19 protein-coding genes are annotated in these 21,572 nt (G+C 31.7%); all 19 read right to left on the bottom strand.

Annotated elements, in window-relative coordinates:
• The 19 genes from AB4Y30_RS14285 to AB4Y30_RS14375 all read right to left on the bottom strand — a co-directional run bounded on the left by AB4Y30_RS14285 (position 1) and on the right by AB4Y30_RS14375 (position 21,570).
• Positions 1–1,707 (bottom strand): phospho-sugar mutase, encoded by a 1,707-nt coding sequence (locus AB4Y30_RS14285; protein WP_368652889.1) that lies wholly within the window; start codon positions 1,705–1,707, stop codon positions 1–3.
• Entirely contained in the window at positions 1,704–2,993 is a 1,290-nt protein-coding gene (locus AB4Y30_RS14290) for a glucose-6-phosphate isomerase (protein WP_368652890.1), read from the bottom strand. The genes AB4Y30_RS14285 and AB4Y30_RS14290 overlap by 4 nt, the downstream gene beginning before the upstream one ends.
• Before the next feature lie 140 nt (positions 2,994–3,133).
• Positions 3,134–4,015 carry a UTP--glucose-1-phosphate uridylyltransferase GalU gene (galU, locus tag AB4Y30_RS14295; RefSeq protein WP_368652891.1) on the bottom strand — a complete coding sequence of 294 codons (882 nt, stop codon included), beginning with the start codon at positions 4,013–4,015 and terminating at the stop codon, positions 3,134–3,136.
• A gap of 29 nt (positions 4,016–4,044) precedes the next feature.
• Positions 4,045–5,211, bottom strand: a complete 1,167-nt coding sequence (locus AB4Y30_RS14300; RefSeq protein WP_368652892.1) for a nucleotide sugar dehydrogenase — start codon at positions 5,209–5,211, stop codon at positions 4,045–4,047.
• A gap of 29 nt (positions 5,212–5,240) precedes the next feature.
• Positions 5,241–6,524 carry a lipopolysaccharide biosynthesis protein gene (locus AB4Y30_RS14305; RefSeq protein WP_368652893.1) on the bottom strand — a complete coding sequence of 428 codons (1,284 nt, stop codon included), beginning with the start codon at positions 6,522–6,524 and terminating at the stop codon, positions 5,241–5,243.
• 75 nt (positions 6,525–6,599) lie between these two features.
• Positions 6,600–7,811, bottom strand: a complete 1,212-nt coding sequence (locus tag AB4Y30_RS14310; RefSeq protein ID WP_368652894.1) for an O-antigen ligase family protein — start codon at positions 7,809–7,811, stop codon at positions 6,600–6,602.
• A gap of 4 nt (positions 7,812–7,815) precedes the next feature.
• A complete protein-coding gene (locus AB4Y30_RS14315) occupies positions 7,816–8,982 on the bottom strand; it encodes a glycosyltransferase (RefSeq protein ID WP_368652895.1) in 1,167 nt (388 codons plus the stop codon).
• Positions 8,983–9,000: 18 nt separating this feature from the next.
• Positions 9,001–10,140, bottom strand: a complete 1,140-nt coding sequence (locus AB4Y30_RS14320; RefSeq protein WP_368652896.1) for a glycosyltransferase — start codon at positions 10,138–10,140, stop codon at positions 9,001–9,003.
• A 12-nt stretch (positions 10,141–10,152) separates the two neighbouring features.
• Positions 10,153–11,064, bottom strand: coding sequence for an NAD-dependent epimerase/dehydratase family protein (locus AB4Y30_RS14325; RefSeq protein ID WP_368652897.1), 912 nt, complete (start codon positions 11,062–11,064; stop codon positions 10,153–10,155).
• Positions 11,061–12,359, bottom strand: a complete 1,299-nt coding sequence (locus AB4Y30_RS14330) for an ATP-grasp domain-containing protein (protein ID WP_368652898.1) — start codon at positions 12,357–12,359, stop codon at positions 11,061–11,063. Before AB4Y30_RS14330 ends, AB4Y30_RS14325 begins: the two co-directional genes overlap by 4 nt.
• 33 nt (positions 12,360–12,392) lie before the next feature.
• Complete coding sequence (locus AB4Y30_RS14335; protein ID WP_368652899.1) at positions 12,393–13,382, bottom strand: peptidoglycan bridge formation glycyltransferase FemA/FemB family protein; 990 nt, start codon at positions 13,380–13,382, stop codon at positions 12,393–12,395.
• 28 nt (positions 13,383–13,410) lie between these two features.
• Positions 13,411–14,478 (bottom strand): hypothetical protein, encoded by a 1,068-nt coding sequence (locus tag AB4Y30_RS14340; RefSeq protein WP_368652900.1) that lies wholly within the window; start codon positions 14,476–14,478, stop codon positions 13,411–13,413.
• A gap of 16 nt (positions 14,479–14,494) precedes the next feature.
• Positions 14,495–15,145: a PIG-L deacetylase family protein gene (locus tag AB4Y30_RS14345; protein WP_368652901.1), complete on the bottom strand. Its 651-nt coding sequence runs from the start codon at positions 15,143–15,145 to the stop codon at positions 14,495–14,497.
• A gap of 3 nt (positions 15,146–15,148) precedes the next feature.
• Entirely contained in the window at positions 15,149–16,093 is a 945-nt protein-coding gene (locus tag AB4Y30_RS14350) for a DapH/DapD/GlmU-related protein (protein WP_368652902.1), read from the bottom strand.
• 3 nt (positions 16,094–16,096) lie between these two features.
• Positions 16,097–16,726 (bottom strand): sugar transferase, encoded by a 630-nt coding sequence (locus AB4Y30_RS14355; protein WP_368652903.1) that lies wholly within the window; start codon positions 16,724–16,726, stop codon positions 16,097–16,099.
• Between the two features lie 23 nt (positions 16,727–16,749).
• On the bottom strand, positions 16,750–17,877 hold the full coding sequence (locus tag AB4Y30_RS14360; protein WP_368652904.1) for a DegT/DnrJ/EryC1/StrS family aminotransferase: 1,128 nt from the start codon (positions 17,875–17,877) through the stop codon (positions 16,750–16,752).
• Positions 17,878–17,924: 47 nt separating this feature from the next.
• Entirely contained in the window at positions 17,925–19,760 is a 1,836-nt protein-coding gene (locus AB4Y30_RS14365) for a polysaccharide biosynthesis protein (RefSeq protein WP_368652905.1), read from the bottom strand.
• A gap of 311 nt (positions 19,761–20,071) precedes the next feature.
• Positions 20,072–20,839: a tyrosine-protein phosphatase gene (locus AB4Y30_RS14370; RefSeq protein ID WP_368652906.1), complete on the bottom strand. Its 768-nt coding sequence runs from the start codon at positions 20,837–20,839 to the stop codon at positions 20,072–20,074.
• Positions 20,836–21,570 carry a CpsD/CapB family tyrosine-protein kinase gene (locus AB4Y30_RS14375; RefSeq protein ID WP_368652907.1) on the bottom strand — a complete coding sequence of 245 codons (735 nt, stop codon included), beginning with the start codon at positions 21,568–21,570 and terminating at the stop codon, positions 20,836–20,838. The genes AB4Y30_RS14370 and AB4Y30_RS14375 overlap by 4 nt, the downstream gene beginning before the upstream one ends.
• Positions 21,571–21,572: the final 2 nt, after the last annotated feature.

The raw sequence follows: 21,572 nt of genomic DNA on the forward strand, positions 1-21,572 counted from the left end.
CTACCCAAACCTGTCTAGCACAGCTTCTTTCATCTGTTTTAACTTCTCTATTGCTACGTCCCTCTCCGAATCCACTACACCAATATAAAACTTACATTTTGGCTCTGTTCCAGAAGGACGTACAGTGATCCAAGTGCCGTCTGCTAGAATAAATTTAATTACATTTTCTTTTGGTAAGGTTAATGCTTCCTCTGTGCCATCTGCTAAGATAGCTCTTCCTATTAAATAGTCTTCCGTGCGAATTACAGAGATGTCACCAAATTCCGTTGGCACATTAGCACGGACCCCTTCTAATAAAACTATCATTTTTTCTTGACCATCTTTACCTTCGAATGTTTCTGAAAGTAATGCTTCTTGATGGTAACCGAATTGTTCATATAATTCTTCTAAACGATCTAATAGTGTGCGCCCATCTTCAGCATAGGTTGCGGCCATTTCAGCAACTTTTAATGCTACTTGTACAGCATCCTTATCACGAGCAAAGGGGTCAATCAAATATCCATAGCTCTCTTCATATCCAAATAAGTATGTATGTGAGCTAGATTCTTCATATTGAGCAATCTTCTCAGCAATATATTTAAAGCCTGTTAATGTATTTTCCGTTTCTACATTATAGTGAGAAGCAATTTTTTCTCCAAATTCAGATGTCACAATGGTTTTTACTACAATACCATTATCAGGTAATGTTTTTTGTGCTTGCTTTGTTGCTAATAAATAATCTATTAATAATGCGCCTAGTTGATTTCCTGTTAATAATTCATAAGTGCTTCCATTCCAAACTGCTACACCTAAGCGATCAGCATCTGGATCTGTCGCAAGTAATAAATTTGCTCCAACTTTTTCCCCAAGTTCAATCGCTTTCGAAAAGGCAGCTGCTTCTTCTGGATTTGGATATGGCGCTGTTGGGAAGTCTCCGTCTGGTACTGCTTGCTCTTCCACAATAGAAACTTCTGTAAACCCAAATTGACGTAAGCCTTCTTCGACTGGTACGATTCCAGCCCCATGCAATGGTGTATAGACTAATTTCATGTCGTAGGATGCAGATGGATCGGATTTTAATGTTAATAGTTGCTTCATGTATGCTTTATCTAAATCATCAGCTAGCCATGTGAATAAGCCTTGAGCTTCTAAATCTGTCAGTTCTGCTACTTCAATAGCGAATAAATCAGATACATCCTGCATATGTGCCACAATTTCATTCGCAAATTGAGGAGTTAATTGTGCACCATCTTCCCCGTATACTTTAAAGCCATTATATTGTTTCGGATTATGGCTTGCGGTAATCATTGCTCCAGCATAAGCATTCAGTTCACGCACAGTAAAGCTTAATTGTGGGGTTGGGCGTGACTCCTTGTACACATAAGATTGAATTCCATGTGCTCCAAGAACCCTTGCAGTCTCACAGGCAAATTCGAAAGAAAAATGACGTGTATCATAGGCTAATGCAACACCACGTTTCTTCGCTTCGTTACCATTTGCGATAATATAGCGTGCAAGCCCTTCAGCAACATGACGAATGGTATAAATGTTCATTCTATTTGTTCCCGCCCCAAGAATACCCCGCATGCCACCTGTACCAAAAGATAGAGATTGATAGAAACGTTCTGTTATCTCTCCTTCAATATTTGCAATGGCTGCTAAATCATTTGCTAAGTGATTTGGTAAATCTTGTTTAATCCATTCTTCATATAATTGCTGTACACTCATTTTACTCCCTCCTTTTCTTCCTGTAACAATTCAAGCATCTTGCGTTTATATGCTTCTACACCTGGTTGATCAAATGGGTCTACCTCAAGTAAACATGCACTCATCGCACAGGCTTTCATAAAGAAGTAGATTAGATACCCAAGATGATAAGCATCCAACTTTGGCAGTTCTAATTGAATAACAGGTACTTCACCTTCTGCGTGTGCAAGTGCTGTACCTTGTTTGGAAATAGCATTAATTTCATTAAATGTACGACTCGTCAAATAATTGAGCCCGTCCTCATTACGTTCATCAAACGGAACCTGCATATCTCCTTCAATCTCATGAAAATGTAGTAATGTTTCAAATAAGATACGCCTACCATCTTGAATATACTGTCCAATTGCATGCAAATCTGTAGAAAAACTAACTGTTGAAGGAAAAAGTCCTTTGCGATCCTTTCCTTCACTTTCTCCAAATAATTGTTTCCACCATTCATGAAACTTGCTTAATCCTGGCTCAAATGATGCAAGCAATTCATTTGTATATCCTTGAGCAAATAATATATGTCGCATTACCGCATATTGATAGGCATCATTGTAAATTAACTCTGGTTCAGCTAATTCTGTAGCAGCTCGTTTTGCCCCATCCATTAATTCTATAATATCTATTCCAGCCACAGCAACTGGCAGTAATCCAACTGGAGTTAAGACAGAATAACGCCCACCTACATTATCAGGAATCGCAAATTGACGATAGCCAGCCTGATCTGCAATATTTTTTAATATTCCCTTTTCAGCATCTGTTGTAACAATAATTCGCTCTGCTGCTTTATCACCATATCTTTCTTCCATGTATAAGCGCATCACTCGAAAGGCAAGTGCCGGTTCCATCGTTCCACCAGATTTAGAAATTACATTTACATATACTTGTTTACTATCTAAATAAGCAAGAAGTTCTCTGATATAAGCCCCACTCATATTTAATCCAACATAGACTACTTCAATACCATTTTTATGTAAACCAAAATAAGGCGTCAGCGCTTCCTGAATAGCACGTGCACCTAAAAAGGAACCTCCCACACCAATTACGACTAGCACATCCGCGCAAGCCTTTATCTCATTTGCTACATAATTAATAGATTTTAATAGCTCTTTATTATCCTCAAGTGGAGAATCCACCCAACCAGTAGCATAATAGTTTGGTAAATTATCATGCACTTCTCTCACTCTCGATTGAAAAGCTAATATACTTTGTTCATCTAATGAACAATTTAGCATTGTTGTTTTCAAAATTTCCTTTGTCACTATTTAAAGCCTCGTTTCTATGTAAAACAGTTTTATTCTATCTATTATGCCATAGTAGACAATGAAAAACTAATGTAAAAATTGTAAAGAAGGTATGTCCATTATTAAAACATACCTTCTTTACAATTTTTACAGTTAAATTATAACTCTTTTCTAAGCTGCTCTGCCTTTTGCAAAATTAATTTTCTAACTGCTGCTTGTAGATCTTTACGCTCTAATGCAAAATCTAGTGTAGTTTCAATGAATCCTAATTGTTCTCCTACATCGTAACGACGACCTCCAAAAGCATAAGCAAAAACACGTTGAATACCATTTAGCGCTTCAATAGCATCTGTAAGTTGAATTTCTCCACCTTTTCCAATTTTCTTTTCCTCTAAAAAATGAAAAATCTCTGGTGTAAGTACATATCTACCAATAATAGCATAATTAGAAGGTGCATCTTCAAACGCTGGCTTTTCAACAAATTTTGTTACTTGCATCAACGAGCTATCTGTATTCACAGGATCAATTACACCGTATCGATGAACATCTTCATCAGCTACTTCTTGAACACCAATAACACTAGACCGAGTAGCATCATATTGTTCAATCAGTTGCTTTAAACACGGTTCTTCGCCTTTAACGATGTCATCACCTAGTAAGACAGCAAATGGTTCTTCTCCAATGAATTTACGCGCACACCAAATCGCATGTCCTAAACCAAGTGGTTCTTTTTGGCGAATATAATGAATATCTACATTAGAGGAAGCTTGCACTTTTTCAAGCATATCAAGTTTTCCTTTTTCTTTTAAATTATTCTCTACTTCTAAAGCATTGTCAAAATGATCCTCTATCGAACGTTTGTTTTTCCCAGTTACAATAATAATATCTTCGATTCCTGAGGCAATGGCTTCCTCTACAATATATTGAATTGTTGGTTTATCGACAATTGGCAACATTTCCTTGGGCATAGCCTTTGTGGCTGGAAGAAACCTTGTACCTAAACCTGCTGCTGGAATAATAGCCTTACGTATTTTTTTCAATTTTGACACCTCATTAAACGATAGATTTTTTAATCTCTATTAAATACATCTCTGGTATAGACCTTATCTTTTACCTCTTGCAATTCCTTAGAAAGGCGATTTGCCACAATAACATCTGTTTTTTCTTTAAATTTTTTAAAATTAGCAATAATTTTGTATCCATCAAAAATATCTTCATTAATTGTAGGTTCATAAATAACAACTTCAATTCCCTTAGATTTAATACGTTCCATTACTCCTTGAATCGCAGACTGTCTAAAATTATCAGATCCTGTCTTCATTGTTAAACGGTAGATACCAACAACTTTTGGATTACGCTTAGCAATCTGATCTGCAATATATGACTTTCTTGTACTATTAGAATCCACAATTGCAGTAATAATATTATTCGGAATCCCTTTATAGTTAGCAAGCAATTGTTTGGTATCTTTAGGTAAACAATAACCGCCATAGCCAAATGAAGGGTTATTATAGTGATCACCAATTCTCGGATCATGGCCAATACCTTCTACAATTTGCTGTGTATTTAAACCTTTCACTTCTGCATAAGTATCTAACTCATTAAAGAAAGATACACGCATTGCTAAGTATGTATTTGCAAATAGTTTAATCGCTTCTGCTTCTGTAGAATCTGTAAATAACATTGGAATATCTTCTTTTATAGCACCTTGAGCTAGTAAATTTGCAAACTCTCTTGCTCTCTCAGATTGCTCTCCAACGATGATACGTGAAGGATATAGATTATCATATAAAGCTTGCCCCTCTCGTAAAAATTCTGGAGAAAAGATAACATTATTTGTATCATACTTTCGTGCAATTGCTTTTGTATATCCTACAGGAATTGTTGATTTGATAACCATTGTAGCATTTGGATTAATAGATAGAACTGTTTCGATAACATTCTCTACAGAACTTGTATCAAAATAATCCTGTTCTGGGTCATAGTTCGTAGGTGTAGAAATGATAACATACTCAGCATTATTAAAAGCTTCCTTTGGATCCGTCGTTGCCTTTAAATTCAAGTCTTTTATAGTTAAAAAACGCTCAATTTCTGTATCTACAATTGGCGATTTTTTATTGTTAATCATTTCTACTTTTTCTTGAATAATATCTAAAGCCACAACATTATTGTGTTGTGCTAATAGTATTGCGTTGGATAAACCAACGTAACCAGTACCCGCAACTGCTATTTTCATATAAAATATTCCTTTCTCATTATACTAATTTATATCTTTATTACATTCCTTTTGCTACTAATATTGATCGTAATAATTATTAGTATTATATTAAATACTGCTCCTGACACTCCAAATAGTGCTATTGCAATAAGATCATTTGCATAAACAGAAAAACCGAAATAAATTAGAAATAATCTAGTAATCGTCATAATAAATGTAAAAATTAAGTGAAATCTTTGTGCATTTAAAACAGCTAGTGATCGAACACTTGGTCTAACTATAAAGCTTGAAAAAGTCCATAAAGCGACCCATTTTGCATATTCTCCCGCCATCGCCCAATCACTACCAAATACAAAGCCAAAAATAGCTGGCCCCCAAACAATAATTAATCCAAACGGAATAATCCCAATTATAAGTAACCCTAGTGTAGCCTGTAATATTACTTTTGTAAGCTTTTTTCCGTCATTATTCATTTTTGCTATCTTTGGATAAAATACATCTTCTATTGCTTTTCCAATTAAAAGAGAGGGCATAAACAATACTGTCCTACCAATTGTATAAAACCCTGCAGAAGCTGCGCCAAAAAATGCTGTCAGTAAGATAACAGGTAAACTTTGTGATACGGTACTTAAAAAGGTTTCTGGTGCCCTATACAAAGGGAAATCATAATATTTTTTAGCCAAGTCTTTTAATGAAGAAAAATTAAATTTAGGTTTTAAAATGTTTAATAGTTCTCTTTTATTTACTTGCAAAAATATTAAGAAAATCTTTATCCCACTAGTTATAGATGAAAACAGGATTAGAACTCCTGCAAAGGGATATAATAAACCTACACCTACTTTTCCTGAATTAAGTATTAGCGCCTGATAAAATGTTGTCTTAGCATTTAACTTATATTGCTGATTTCTTATTAGCCAATTTTCTAAGATTTGAACTATACCGGATAGTAAAATAACAAGAGGTATTAAATAAACGTATTGAGCTATTTCCTCTAATTTAAAAATATGTATTATTTTATTGTTAAATAAGTAAATAGCTATAATTGATAAACAAGTTGTTATAGTTACAATAAATAAAGATAATCTAATTAGCCCTATAGCTTCTATATTATTTTTTGGTAAAACAATTGCCACAGGATAAGTTAAAGCAACTAATGGAATTAGAATATTTACAAATGAATTAAATGCTCCCATTAATCCGAATGCTTCTGGACCGAACAACCGAGTTATTATTGGTGACATTGCCATTGTGATAACTTGTGCACCAATAGTGCCCGTTGCCATAATAACAACACTTTTTATAAACTGACTTTTTTTTAGTTTACTTATCATTTAGAACCTCTTAAGACTTTTTGTGAATTTATCGTTTTTTAACATTTTTAACTATGCTTAAAAAAAGTAAAACATTTAATAACTTTTATTTTCAACATACATGACTCTATTTATATTAGGTATTCTTTCTGCCACTATAAATTTTTTACAATTATAGACTAAAAATAACACTAAAAGTTGTAATAATATTGAGTAAACCTCTGTAATCATCATTCCCCATAATGTAATCACTGAAATAATCAATATACTTGCGATTTTATTATTTTGAGATAAAGCAGTTTTATTTAGACTGTATATCATTAACATCAAAAATAACATTAATAATATAAATCCACCTTGCAACATTACTTGTAAAAAGATATTATGTGCATTAAATTCCGCTGTCCCAATAGTTATATATCTTGCATCCTGAATTTCCCCATAACCAAATATAAATGTTTTTTTTATTTCTTGAATTGCTAATTCCCATATCCTAGTTCGCCCTGATAAAGTTATGTCTTTTTCAAAAAAGTCTACTATTAAAAAAGAAAATATCTTTTGAATTTCTAATACTACAATTAATATATGAGCTAGCAGCATAAAGCTAAAATATTTCTTCCATTTTAAAACTTTATTTTTTCTACTCATAAGAAAATAAAATCCATAAAAAAAGGTTAGCCAAATTATTGAGGTTACAGACCATACATTAAGTAAAGTCATATATACAACTATATTTAAAAATACAGCGTTTAAAGTTACCTTTTTTTTCAAGATACAATAAAGTATAGAAATTAATGCAGCAATAAGCAAATAGGAGCCCAGTTGATTATTAACACTTAAAAAGTTATACCCTACATCTTGAGTTCTATATTTAGTAGCTTGCAAGATACCTTCTGGATAAATAATCATTAATAAATAATTAATATATACTATGATTGAAAAATACATATACAATGCTTTTATTGTTAAAAAGTAATTACGTTCAATAGCATATTGCAATAATAATACCATTCCCACTACTGGGATCATGGTAGTAACCACTTTAACTATGGCACCATCATTTAGTAATGTTACAATGATTTGATAGAAGAAGAAGATGAGAGTTAATATTAGAAATTTAAAATCACATTTTTTTACAAAAAACAAGAAAATACAAATAAATATTACAATCACTTGCCCTATTCTAAAAAGCGTATGTAATTCAGTAAACACAAATACTACTGGCTCTATTAAAAGAAATAAAGAAATAAGTAAAAACAAAATAAAAATAATATTTTTTTTATTTATAAAAATTGAATCAAATCTCATTTACTCATCCCTCTGTTAATTTCTTTAAAACACTAAAAACCTTTTCATTTTGGTATTCTCTAGAATATTTATTAATATTTTTTTTATTTGTTAAATAATCAATTTTATTATTAGCTATTTCCGTTATCGCTTTATAAACTTCTTCTTCGGTTTGACAAGAAAAACCACTTTCAAAACTTGTAACCAATTTTGCTAATTGGGTATTCTTTTTCCCAATATATATAATGGGTTTATTTATATATATATAATCATATATTTTGGTTCCAATTGCGTGGTTACGGATATCAATTATCACACAAACATTCGCATTTTGCAGAATTCGTATACCTTGATGATATTGGCAAAATCCTGTATTAACATATTTTTCTTTATGCATTCCTACTTCTTTCATAATATTAATTGTTCGTTCTTCTTCAGTACCAATTTGAATTAACCTTACATGACTATATTCATTACAAATTCGTTTAAGTGCTTTTAAAAAAATAGTTGAATAGTACTCCGAGTAATAAGTTAATTTACCAAAAGTCATAATTTTAAAGCCTTCTATATTAAATCTCCCATCATCTCTAGGTTCTTTTGGTTTAGTACTAATATCTTCTAAATCATATCCATTAAAAATAATTTCCACTTTATCTTTATATTTAAAATATACCTTTTTTAGAATTCGACCCCAACCCTCAGTTACAGTTAAAACCACATCCGCATATTTAATAGCATTTCTTTCAATTGGATAAAAGATAACTTTTTTCATGATATTCATCGGTTTATAAAACTCTTTTTTTGATCGCATATCAAAAATCCATAAATCCCTAAAATCGACAATACATTTTGTATTATATCTTTTTTTAGCAATTTTACATAATGAAAAAGTATAGAAGGGGCCACCTGTAATAAATATACAGTCGAAGTTATTGTTATCCATTACTTCAATAAATTTATCTTCATATATTTTCTTTCGCACAAAAAACTTTTCTCTCGTGTTCTCAACTTCAATTTTTTTAATGTTCTCTAATACAAAATCATTTGTTTCCTCTTTTTCCTCATAATACTTATTAGTTAATACAGTCACTTGACAACCTTGTTTTATTAGATAGCGTGTTAAACTAGCTATTCTAACTACAGCAACAGTTTTCTGCGGCGGGAAGTAAGGTGCAACGATTAGAATATTCATAATTACACTCCAAAACCACTAATATTTTTCACCATTTAATTTCGAATAAATAGATTTTAATTGTTTAATAATATTTTCTTCACCAAAAATCTCTTTAGCATTTTGCGCTATTAAACATGAATTATATTTATCTTTTTGTTCATAAATTTTCTTTAAAGCTGATTCTAGTTGCTTAATATTTCCATTTTCAAACAGCAAGCCATTTGCTTCATTAATATAGGAGGCTATACTACTATCAGAAATACCAATTACCGGCTTACCACATGCCAATGCTTCAATAAATGGAACACCAAAAGTTTCAATCTCACTTGCTGAAACAAAAACATCACAATTTTGTAAAAGAAAAGCTGTTTTTTCTCTTGTTAAATATCCATGCATAAAAACATTTTTCAAGTTGTCTTTTTTTATTTTTTTGGACAATTTTTTAAACAGTTTCCCATTACCTACGATATGTAATTCAATTTCTGTTGTATTAAAAACATTCCTAAACGCAGTTATAAGCAAATCTACTTTTTTACTAGGTATTAAACTTCCAATAAAAATAAACTTGAATTTATTTTTATTTTCCGCTTCTATATATTCAAATGCTTCATTTAAGATATTAGGTATAACTAGAACTTCTTTATTAGTTTTAGTAATTTCAATAACACTTGCCTTTAGTTTTTTTCCAACAGTAATAATTGTATCAGATTCTTTTACAATTTTTTTCAAGAATGTTTTTCTATAAGGTTCAATAGTTTGATTTTGAACTTTAGACCAATGTTCGGTCACGATAATAGGTACATTATAAGTTTTTATTTTTTCCCATATTCCGTCTGTTAAATTTATTAACGGATAGTGTATATGAATATTTTGTGGTAAGCCATGTTGAGCAATTATTTTATTCAAAAGTTTTAAAGTCTTTTTTGTTTTTAAATTATTGAACAACGAATTAGGTAAGCCTCCGATTGGATAGTAGTATCCATATATTTCTAAACCTTCTTTGTTTAAATAAAATTCCTTTTTTTTTCTTAGTCGTTTTACTGATCTTGTATCTACAAAACAATATATTGTTTCATTACCATATTTTTTTAAGGCAATTGCATGTTCAAATTCAAAAATACCCATCATTCCTGTATCCTTTTCTGGATAGGATCTACCAATTACTAGAGTATACAATGAATATTCCTCCTATCCAGAGATACTTTTATGTTTGCATAATTCTTTTATCATCTTCTCAACAGTAAAATTTGGTCGCCAATTAAACGTTGAGTAAAACAAATTACTATCAATTAAATTATTAAAACTATTTTTTTCTTCAAGTAGTTCCACATTTATTTCTTTTTTATTGTATTTCCTAGATTCTCTTTGAACAATAGATATCAATTCTAAGAGTGTCACTGCTTCATTATTCCCCAAATTATAAGCGTTTTCCCATTCACTTGCTTCTGATAAAATCATTCTTATTAGAGCTTCTGCTGTGTCTCTAACTTCCAAATAAGAAATTTTTTGTTTTCCACCATAAATAGTAATCTTTTCTCCATTCAAGGCTGCATCAACAAAACGATTAGTCATTCTTACATCAAAGTTTAAACCTGTTAAACTTGCTAGTCTAATATTTGAATAATTCATTTTGTATTCTTTACACAACAATTCTACTATTCGTTCACAAGAATATTTTGCCATACCATAAAGTGTTTCGGGACTAATCAAAGCTTTTTCATTTGTTATTATTTTATCTTTTTGAGTATATACACTTTGTGACGAGATGTTTATCAGAGATTTAATTTTCAATTTATGAGCATACCTTACTAGTTTTTCTGTAAATAGTATACCTTTAGCAAGTTCATCTGGTTGAGATGTTCTAGGAAAAGCGCAATTTACTATTACATCTACTTCTTCTTTTAAAGTTTCTTGCCAATTACTAGTGTACAATGCTAATAAATCAAAAGATAGATACTTTAATTTGATATCATCAGGTTTTGATGTTACAGCAACTACCCGAATATTATCTTCTTGTAATAATTGATTAACTAATTCGTTCCCTAAAAAGCCGCTAGCTCCTGTAACCATTACTGTTAATTTGTTATTGTTACTAGTCAAAGCAGTACACCTCTTAATTCTGTAAGATCAAAACCGTCTAATAGCATATTTTCCTCTTTATCAGAGATTACTTCTAACTTATTATAAATATCATCTAATAATTGGGCTAACTCATTCTGATCTTGTGCAGTAGCAAAAACTCTTAAGACGATTTGTTTCAATGTACCTTTAGCGGTTTCTGGCAAAATGTCTCCTTCAACATGAGCAAGAGTTGCATCAATTACTTGTGGCATTGTTTTAATTGCTTTCAATCCATTAATTTTTTTAATAGTTCCAGGCTTAATTAGAAAAGATACATTTAAAGCATATTTTTTCCATATTGCTTCTAATTTATTATTAATGTTTTCTGTAAACATCTTCCCTGTTAAAGCAAAGCGAATTAACATTTCTAATGGATTATAGTCATAAATCTCTTCCATTAATTTGTATTCTAACGTCCCAGTAAGTCGATATCCGATATCATATACTAAACAGTTACCGTTTTCTACTATACACTGCATGAATACCATACCATTTTTCATATCAAGTGATTTAAACATTTCTTTTACTCTTGGTTCAACTTCATTTTGATATTTTTTTAAATGTATTGAAGGGAATGTATATGCTACTGGCAATGGGATAACACCTTCTTGATTATGTTTTACATGCCTATTCCCCATTCCATTTAAATACACTTCCCCATCTTTTAATAGATAGAATACAGTTACTTCCTTTCCTTGAACATATCTTTCTATTAAAACTTCCTTACTTTGTGAATATTTTAAGGATTGTTTATAATACTCAATCAATTCATCCTTATTATTACAAACTAGTACTCCTCTTGCTCCACTTCCATCTGCTGGTTTTACAAGTACAGGGTAATGTATCTCATTAATTTTTTCTGTTTCAAGATCTGTTTCAGTTATATAATATTCATCTACTACGGGGACTCCAAATTCTCGACACAGCTTTTTATATTTATTTTTATTTGTTAGAATCTCAAATTGTTCACGGGTACCATAACTTGGAAGACCAGTCTGCTTACACATCTCAGCATAATAAGGTAATACAGAATCTGTATACCCGGTAATCACACCATCAACTTTATGTTCCTTGATTAAATTCACCATTGCTGGAATATCTGCTGTACTCGTCATAAAGTACTCATCTGCCAGTTGTTTTGCCGGTGATTGTTCTAAAGGATACCAATCTGTTACCATTGTATAAATCCCTAGTTCCTTTGCTTTACGTACAATTTCACAGGAGATTCTTGAACCTCCCAATATCAAAAGTCTTTTTCCACCTAAAGTATCCATATTCTAAACCCCGTCCTATATCATTCGATTATTTTAATTAGATCGGTATGCTGGAAAAAATTCAATATCTTGATCGATATTATTAATTTCACATAATTGGTCATAAACATCTTGGTTCCATATCTGTTTTCCTACATAAAATTCAAATTCAGTATTTTTTCCAAATTGTTTTTTAAATTTATATAGTGTATCAGAAGGATCGCTCGTTCTTCCTCCACCATGATGAATATACTTATATCCATTTTCCTTACCCCACAATGTAATTGCATACCTTAAAACATACGCAGGTGATAAGTACAAAAACTCACTTAACGTGCCTGATAAGTGTATATGAATAAATTTATCAAAAACGAAATAAAAACCCATAGCAATTACTTGCTCATTATAAATTGCTTCTACAAGAATAATATTTTCTTGAAATGCATCTAAACATTTTGAAAAGTATTCTTCGTCAAAGTAATAATAATCCGCTGCATTATTTCGATCCATAGTTGAATAATAGATATCAATAAAACTTCGAATATCTTCTGGCTTATGAGTAACTTTGAACTCCACCCCTTCTTTTAGGGCTTTTCTAATATTTTTCCTACACGATTTAGAAAACTCCTCTTGAAAAGGGTCTTCATATCTCCCTAGATTCGTACCTACTGTGTTTCTAATATGTAATGTATCGTAACAAATATTAAAATCCTGGGCGTTATTTAACATTGGATGAAACCTAATAAATTCACTTACTATATTTTGTTCTATACAATATTTCTTAAACTTTTTCTTAAAATCATAAAGCAAAAATTCTTTTGTTTCGTTACTACCTTTAATGATAATTGGGCCACCATATCCATAAGGAGTCACGATATCATAATACCTCTCTCCGGAAATCAAATGAGGAATTGATCTTTTAATATACATATGTTTAATTTTGCCATATTCATTTTCTATTTCAAAAACTTCACATATTCCATTTTCCATCTTTTCATATAATTGACCGTATCGATTGTCAAAATAAATATCTTTAATACTCAATTGTATTCTCCTACTTAATTTCGTTATTTTAAAATTCTTTATCCCATTTTTTTAATAAACTAATAATATATTCCATTTCATTAATTGAATATCGTTGATCACAAATCAAAGATAATTCAATATCTACTATACAGGAATTTGGGATGTTTTTAGGCTTTGGCCAGTGTACTGGACAATAAACATTATTTTCTATTAGAAATGTTCTTAATTCATCCCTTTTCCCATTCTTTACTAGAATAGGGAAAAATAAGGGAACTTGCTTATCTAAGTCTGGATTAGGGAACATTGATTTTATATTTTTCAACTCATTAATCCCATAAAAGAGGTGTTTGGCATTTCTACGTCTAATCCCTCGAACTTCCTCTAAATTAACATTATTTAAATAATTAAATGAATAATTGTCAATTTTATAAAGATAATCTCTAAATTCTAATTGTTTATCACTCTCAATGAACTTTTTTAGAAAACTTTCTTTATTAATTTTTTCTCCATTTATGTATCTCAATTTATCTTTCATGGCTTCTATTTTTAATGAAACATATTTATTGCTACCTAATACAGGTTTTACTAATAATTTCCCTATTCTTTTATACACCATTCCACCTGAAGCTATCGGTAGCCATTTTCTTAAACTTGCAACACAGTAGTCAGCTACATTTAAATTTGAGTTAGTACTATACAAACTATGTGTAACATCTTCAATTACAATAATATTCTTATCTTGAAACGAACGAATAATATTTTCTTGATCATACTGCTCTAGACCAAAGTAACTTATTGCGAAGAAAACATCACAATCTTTGTTATAATCAATATTATATTTTATTCCATTTCTACTATCTAAAGAGACGGAATAAAATTCAACATCTATACTATTTGAAATGAATGGATCAATCATTGACTGACAACAGTAATTGGGCATATATACTTTTTTTATTCTACGATTAATTAGAATATCTTTAATAGCCACTTCTATTGCTGATCTCCCTGAAAATGTATATGCATATTGTTCGTAACCAATGGAAATACATTCATTACTACTTTCTTTAATCACTGTATCATCATGTTCAAAATGGCTACCGATTTCAGAAATCATTATACTCACCTATTCATTATTTAATAGAGCGAATTAACATAAAACTCTCTGCATTACGTACGCATATAGTTGAACCTCTGAATTTAGATAACGCCTCTATAGCTTCTAAGGAACGCGGATGTGGAAAATCATATAATTGTGATTTGAAACATTTCATAGCTTTCAACTTACTATCAATGGTCTTAGTAATATCACTCCATACTGTAGGAACAAATAAATTGTCAGGTGAGGGAATGTTCCATTCTGTTTCAGAAAGAGTCTCATAAACATATATTTCCTTTAATTGTGGGCTACTAACAGGTCTTAATGCAACCATTGCAGCCTCTGCCACCATAGTATGATCAACATGCATATCTCCTTTATGAGGAATATATGCAACGTCCGGCTTAATTTTTTGTACAATTTCATGAAAAGCTTTATTTAATTCTATTGTTGGAATGTCGGCAAGTGCGACAACTGGTAAGTCTAAAAAAAACGTCTTCTTTACGCCAAGAATCTTATGTGCTTCTAAAGCCTCATTACGAATATTAATAAGTCTTTCTTCATTCTTACCTCTAGTTACTTCACAAATATACACATCGTGTCCCTCTTTTGTATATTTTGCAATAGTCCCTCCAACACCTAAAACCTCATCATCATTATGTGGGGCAAATACAAGTACTTTCAAAAATTACACTTCCTTTTTTATTAATGGTTTAGCTGGATTACCTACAACTGTAATTCCAGAGGCTACATTTTTTATAACTACCGAACCTAAACCTAAAACCGAGTTATCTCCAACTATGCATTGATTTTTTATTACATTTGCTGCTATATGGCAATTTTCTCCTATTTTGACACTTCCTCCGACGAAAGTCGGTGTTGTAAAAATAGTGTTTTTTCCAATAATTACATTATGAGCAATAACAGCATGCTTGTTTAACTTAACACCCTTTTTAATTATGGTATCATCTATTGTTCCCCTACTAATTCCACAATGTTCTCCTACTTGTACGTTGTCCTCTATAGTAACACCACCATAGTGTTTTACCATTGTTCTATTATTTCCTTCTTCTTTCAGGGGATTAAACCCATCTTCACCAATCACTGCGCCAGATAATATCTTACAATTTTCACCTACAGTAACCTTATTCCTTAAAACAACATTGTGATGAATTACTGTATTTTCTCCAATTAATATATCTCCATCAAGAACACAGCCAATACCAATCTTCACATTTTTACCTAATGTTACATTGGGGGAGATATATGATTGTTTTTTAATCTGGCTTATATTTGATGTAATTGGACTACAATCAAATGATTGAGGCGCTTCAAAAAAATGCTCAATTATCCGAAAAAAAACACTTTTTGGGTTTTCAATTTGAATTGTATTATTAAAACAGCTATAAATTTTTTCTTCTTGAGAAGTTATAACTAACTGTATTTTTTTCGTTTCAAATAAAGGTAATACATCTTGAAACTTATTTAATGAAGACACAAATGTTAAAGTATTAGCTTTATAATTAAATAATGTAGAAAACCCATCAATTGAGTCATCTTTGCTACCTTTAAACTTAAATTGATAATTTCGTGATTCTAGAAAGTCTACTATTTTTGAAATTTTGATTCCCATAAATTAGACACCATTCTTTTTTTTATCGTTAATTTTCCCCACATTGTTTCCCATAAATTTCCCACGATCACTACTAATGTTTTCTCTTTTTAAAACTGTCAAAATTGTTTTAAAAATAATTTTACAATCTAACCAAAATGATACATTTTTAACATACCATACATCTTTTTCCAATCGTTCCTCCCAAGAAAGCGTCGCTCTACCGTTCACCGCAGTATAACTTGTTAACCCTGGTCGCACATTATGACGTTTCATTTGCCTTTCGTTATATCTTGGCAAATACTCTTCTAATAGTGGACGTGGACCAATGATGCTCATGTCACCTTTCAAAATATTAAATAATTCAGGGAGTTCATCTAAACTTGTTGAACGCAAAACTTTTCCAAATTTTGTTAATCTCATTTTATTAGGTAATAATTCACCCTGTTCATCTGTTTCATTTGTCATACTTCTAAATTTGTATAATGTAAATACTTCTCCGTACAGTCCTGCTCGTCTCTGAGTGAAGATAGCTGGTGATCCAAGATTAACTTTTACAAGAATATATACAATTAGCATAATTGGTGAAAGCAAGATAATTGCTGTTAATGATAAGATAATATCAATTAATCGTTTAACATATTTTCGATACACTAAAATGTTCCTCCAATAATCTATTAATTATTCCTTTTTCTAAGCACATTTTTAATAACCTTGACGACTCTTTCTAAATCTTCTTCCTTCATCTTTGTGTCACTTGGTAGACAAATTCCTGATTCAAACAACTTTTCTGCTACATTTCCACCTATGTAATCAAAGTTCTCAAAGAATGGTTGTAAATGCATCGGTTTCCAAATATGTCTCGCTTCAATATTTTCTTCTTCTAATGCCTCAATTATATCTAATGGCTTAACTTCACCTTTTAGTGTAATACAGCTAAGCCAATAATTCGGTTTATCGAAGTCATTTTCAGGCATAAAACCAATATCTTCAATTTGGCTTAAATCTTCTTTATAAAATTGATAGATTTCATTCTTCTTTTTAACTCTTTGATCAAGCACTTTAAGTTGACCACGGCCGATCCCGGCTAGAACATTACTTAACCGATAATTATAACCAATTTCACTATGCTGATAATATCTAGCATTATCTCTTGATTGTGTAGCCCAAAATCGAGATTTATTAATTTTTTCCTCATCATTAGATACTAACATCCCACCACCAGAAGTAGTGATAATTTTATTTCCATTAAAAGAAAACACGCCATAATCTCCAAATGTTCCTGTTTGTTGCCCTTTATATAAGCTTCCTAAACTTTCCGCTGCATCTTCGATTAAAGTAACATCGTATTCTTCACACAATGCTTTTATTTCTGCAATATTTGCAGATAATCCATATAAATGAACGACAATTACCGCTTTAACATTTGGGTACTTTTCAAATGCCTCTTTTAAAGCTTTTGGACACATATTCCAAGTCTCTTCATCACTATCGATAAATACAGGTGTAGCGTTTTGATAAATAATTGGATTTGCAGTAGCTGAAAAAGTTAGTGATTGACAAAAAACAACATCATTTTCACCTACACCTGCAGCCATTAATGCCAAATGTATTGCTGCTGTACCAGATGATAAAGCAGCAGCAGATTTTATACCAACTCGTTTTGCAAGTTCATTTTCAAATTCATCAACATTCTCTCCCAATGGAGCAATCCAATTCTTATCGAAAGCATCCTTGACATAAAATTGTTCATAACCTTCTTCACTCATATGTGGAGTAGATAGAAAAATTCTAGACTTTGACATATACTCTTATCTCCTTTTACGACAAATATGTGTCTAACCAAATTATATTAAACAGTTAGTGCAAGATTTGCTTCTTTTTTGTTTGCTATTGCTATAAGTGTATTCTTAATTTCCACAATATCAGCATTTGGTTCCTGCATTTTAGCTAATATTATATTCATTTGTTCTTTAGTTAACGGAGTAGCATTACCAATAAATATCTTTTCAAAAACTTGTTCCTCTTGCACTTCACTAGAGTCTAGTAATTCTTCATATAACTTTTCTCCTGGACGCAAGCCTGTTACTTTAATTGGCATCTCTTCTAGTGTGTACCCGGAAAGTTGGATTAAATTTTTGGCTAAGTCAACTATTCTCACAGGCTCTCCCATATCAAGCACAAATACTTCTCCTCCTCTTGCTAAGGAACCTGCTTGAATAACTAATCGTGATGCTTCTGGAATAGTCATGAAATACCTTGTCATTCTCTCATCTGTTACTGTCACTGGTCCACCTTTAGCGATTTGTTTTTTGAATAATGGAATGACTGACCCTCGAGATCCTAATACATTACCAAAACGAACAGCAACAAAATTAGTTTCGCTTTCTTTTGCTAGATTTTGAATGATTATTTCTGCAAAACGCTTCGTTGCACCCATAATATTTGTTGGATTAACGGCTTTATCTGTTGATACTAATACAAAATTTGACACTTTATTTTCATGAGCAGCCTCTGCAACATTTTTCGTTCCAAAAATGTTATTTTTAATTGCTTCAGTTGGATTAGCTTCCATTAAAGGCACATGTTTATGCGCAGCTGCATGATATACCATATCTGGACAGTATGTTTCCATTATATGAAACATCCGTTTACGATCTCTAATATCAGCTATAACTTGTACAATATCAACATCGCCATTTCTGACCGTCTCTAATTGATTTAATTCCATATAAATTTGATAAATAGAATTTTCTCCATGTCCTACGAGAATTAATTGCTGTGGTGTAAATCGGATTATTTGTCTGCATAATTCGGAGCCAATCGAGCCACCCGCACCTGTAACTAAAACTGTCTTATTCGTAATTTTATTGGAAATACTACTCATATCTAAAGAAATTTCTTCTCTACCAAGTAAATCTTCAATTTTCACATCACGAATTTCTGAAATAGACACATCTCCTTCCCATAAATCTTCTAAAGAAGGTGTTGTTTGCGTTTTTATTCCTGTAGCTACACAGCGATTTGTTAAGGCTGCTAATTGTGATTTTTGCATAGATGGGATAGCAATGATGATATGTTCTATCTGAAGTTTTTTAACTATATTCTCTAAACATGACATATTACCTACGACACTTACATCGTAAATTTGGAGACCAATCTTTTGTTCATCATTGTCAAGAAATGCTACTGGTTTAAGTGTTGGTGATTCACTATGTTGTATTTGGTGAACAATAGATGTCCCTGCAGAACCAGCACCAATAATTAAAGTACGCTTCGTGTTTTCTAGTGGTGGCTTCTGAAATCGAGTGTCTCTGAACAATCTCCATATAAATCTTGAGCCACCAATAAACAGTAAATGCATCATCCATGTAATGATAATTGCACGAATTAGTACTTTATCATAAATAAAGAATTGCGCAACAGCCACAATTATCATAGATAAAGAAACTGCCTTAAAAATTGCTGTCAGTTCTGGCATCGACGCATAAGACCAAACACGACGATAAAGACCGTAGTATACCGCTGCAAGATGATGCGAAACAAGCAATACTATGGAACTCATAATTAAAATCGCTTGAGATAAGCTTTCTCCAGGGTATAAAAGTGCATAGCCAATGAAAATAGAAAATATTACAATAGATGAATCCAATAACATTAATGCACTTAATCTTAATTTTGAGTTCATGTAAAACTCTCCTTCTTCTAAAACTCTACAAACCCTTTAACTTTCATAAGTAAAACCAAACTATAGACCCAAAACAGAAACAAAACAATGCAAATTCTACTTTTTCTTACAAAGTACCCTTTTATTCGTTTCAAGTAACATTTATTTTATCAAAACATAAAAATCCAATGTCTCAAGTAATATTTTTTTAACAAAATAGTAACCTTGCCACTAAATGGTAATATCTCCTTAATAAAATAGTAAAGTCACAATTTTATTAAGGAGAAAATTCTTTTTTACAAAAAGTATAGTTCACTCTTTGATTATCATATTTAAAATGCAAATTGCCACCATGCTTTCTTCCTCACCGTTTCAGGTTCTAACAATTCAATATCCATGTTATCCACAATACATTCATTATTTTCTAATAATATATCCGCGTCATCACCACGGCGTTTCTTCTCTAAGAAATCTAAGCTTTTTTCAAATAAAAATGGCCGTGTATCCAGACTATGCACGTCAGAACCTAGCATATGGACTAAATTTGCATCAATCAATTGTAAGGCTAATTTTTGTACTTCTTTACCAAAATGTCCTGTAATTGATCCCGCTGTGACCTGTGCAAGTGCTCCTTGACGAACAAGACGCTCTAAACGCTCTGGTTTCTCCATAATGCCACGATTTCTTTCAGGATGTGCAATTACCGGCACCATTCGCATGGATAAAATATCTGCAATTACTTTTTGTGTATAGAGCGGAACTTGTCCCGATGGCAACTCAATTAACACATATTTGGAATCCGCCAATGGAAGTAGTTCATTATATTCAAGACCCTTTTTCAAGTCTTCATGAATTCGTATTTCATGGCCATGATAAATATCAATCGGAATTCCTTCTTGTTTCACTGTTTTCTGTAATTCTTTTACTAGTTCTAACACAAGAAAAGCAGCCACATCAAACTGTGGTTGCTTTGCATGGGAGGTCGAGATGATCTTCGTGATGCCTTCATCAGCTGCTTGAACTAGCAAAGCAATTGCTTCTTCCTTTGTTTTCGGTCCATCATCGACACCAAATAAAATATGACTATGCATATCAATCATGTCTTATCTTCTTCCTCTCCATATGCATTTGCGTAATAATTATTGTAATAATAACTATCATTCTTAGATGTACTAATATTATTCATTACTGCACCTAATAGCTGCGCCTCGGCAGTCCGCAATAATTCCATTGCTTTCTCTGGTGCCTTTCGTTCTGTATATTGTGTATCAATGACGAGTATCGTACCATCTACTCTATTCGCAATAATTTGTGCATCGGTTACTGATAATGTTGGAGGAGCATCAAATACAATAATATCATAATGTTCTTTTGCTTCTACTAATAATCGTTCAAAGGCAATAGATCCCAATAATTCGGACGGATTAGGTGGAACTGGTCCACTTGTTATTACATGTAGATTCTCTATCCCTACTTTATCATTAATTACCTCTATTAGCTCAGCTTGTTTTGACAATACATTGGATAAACCTGTTGTATTAAATAAGCGAAAAGTATATTGCACAGTCGGTTTACGCATATCTGCATCAATAAATAACACTTTCTTACCTTCAGATGCAAATAAACATGCTAAATTTGCAGAAACGGTTGACTTTCCTTCGCTCGGCAAAGCAGAAGTAATTAATAGAGTGCGTAATTCATCCTCTGCTTTCGAAAATTTAATATTACTACGCAGAGTACGGAATTGTTCGGCAATACTGGATTTAGGTTCGATTTCTACAACTAAATTACGCGCTGCTTTCGCAATTACTTTCTTCTTTTTCTTAAACATCC

This window comes from Ornithinibacillus sp. 4-3 (assembly GCF_040958695.1).
GTDB lineage: Bacteria > Bacillota > Bacilli > Bacillales > Amphibacillaceae > CALAMD01.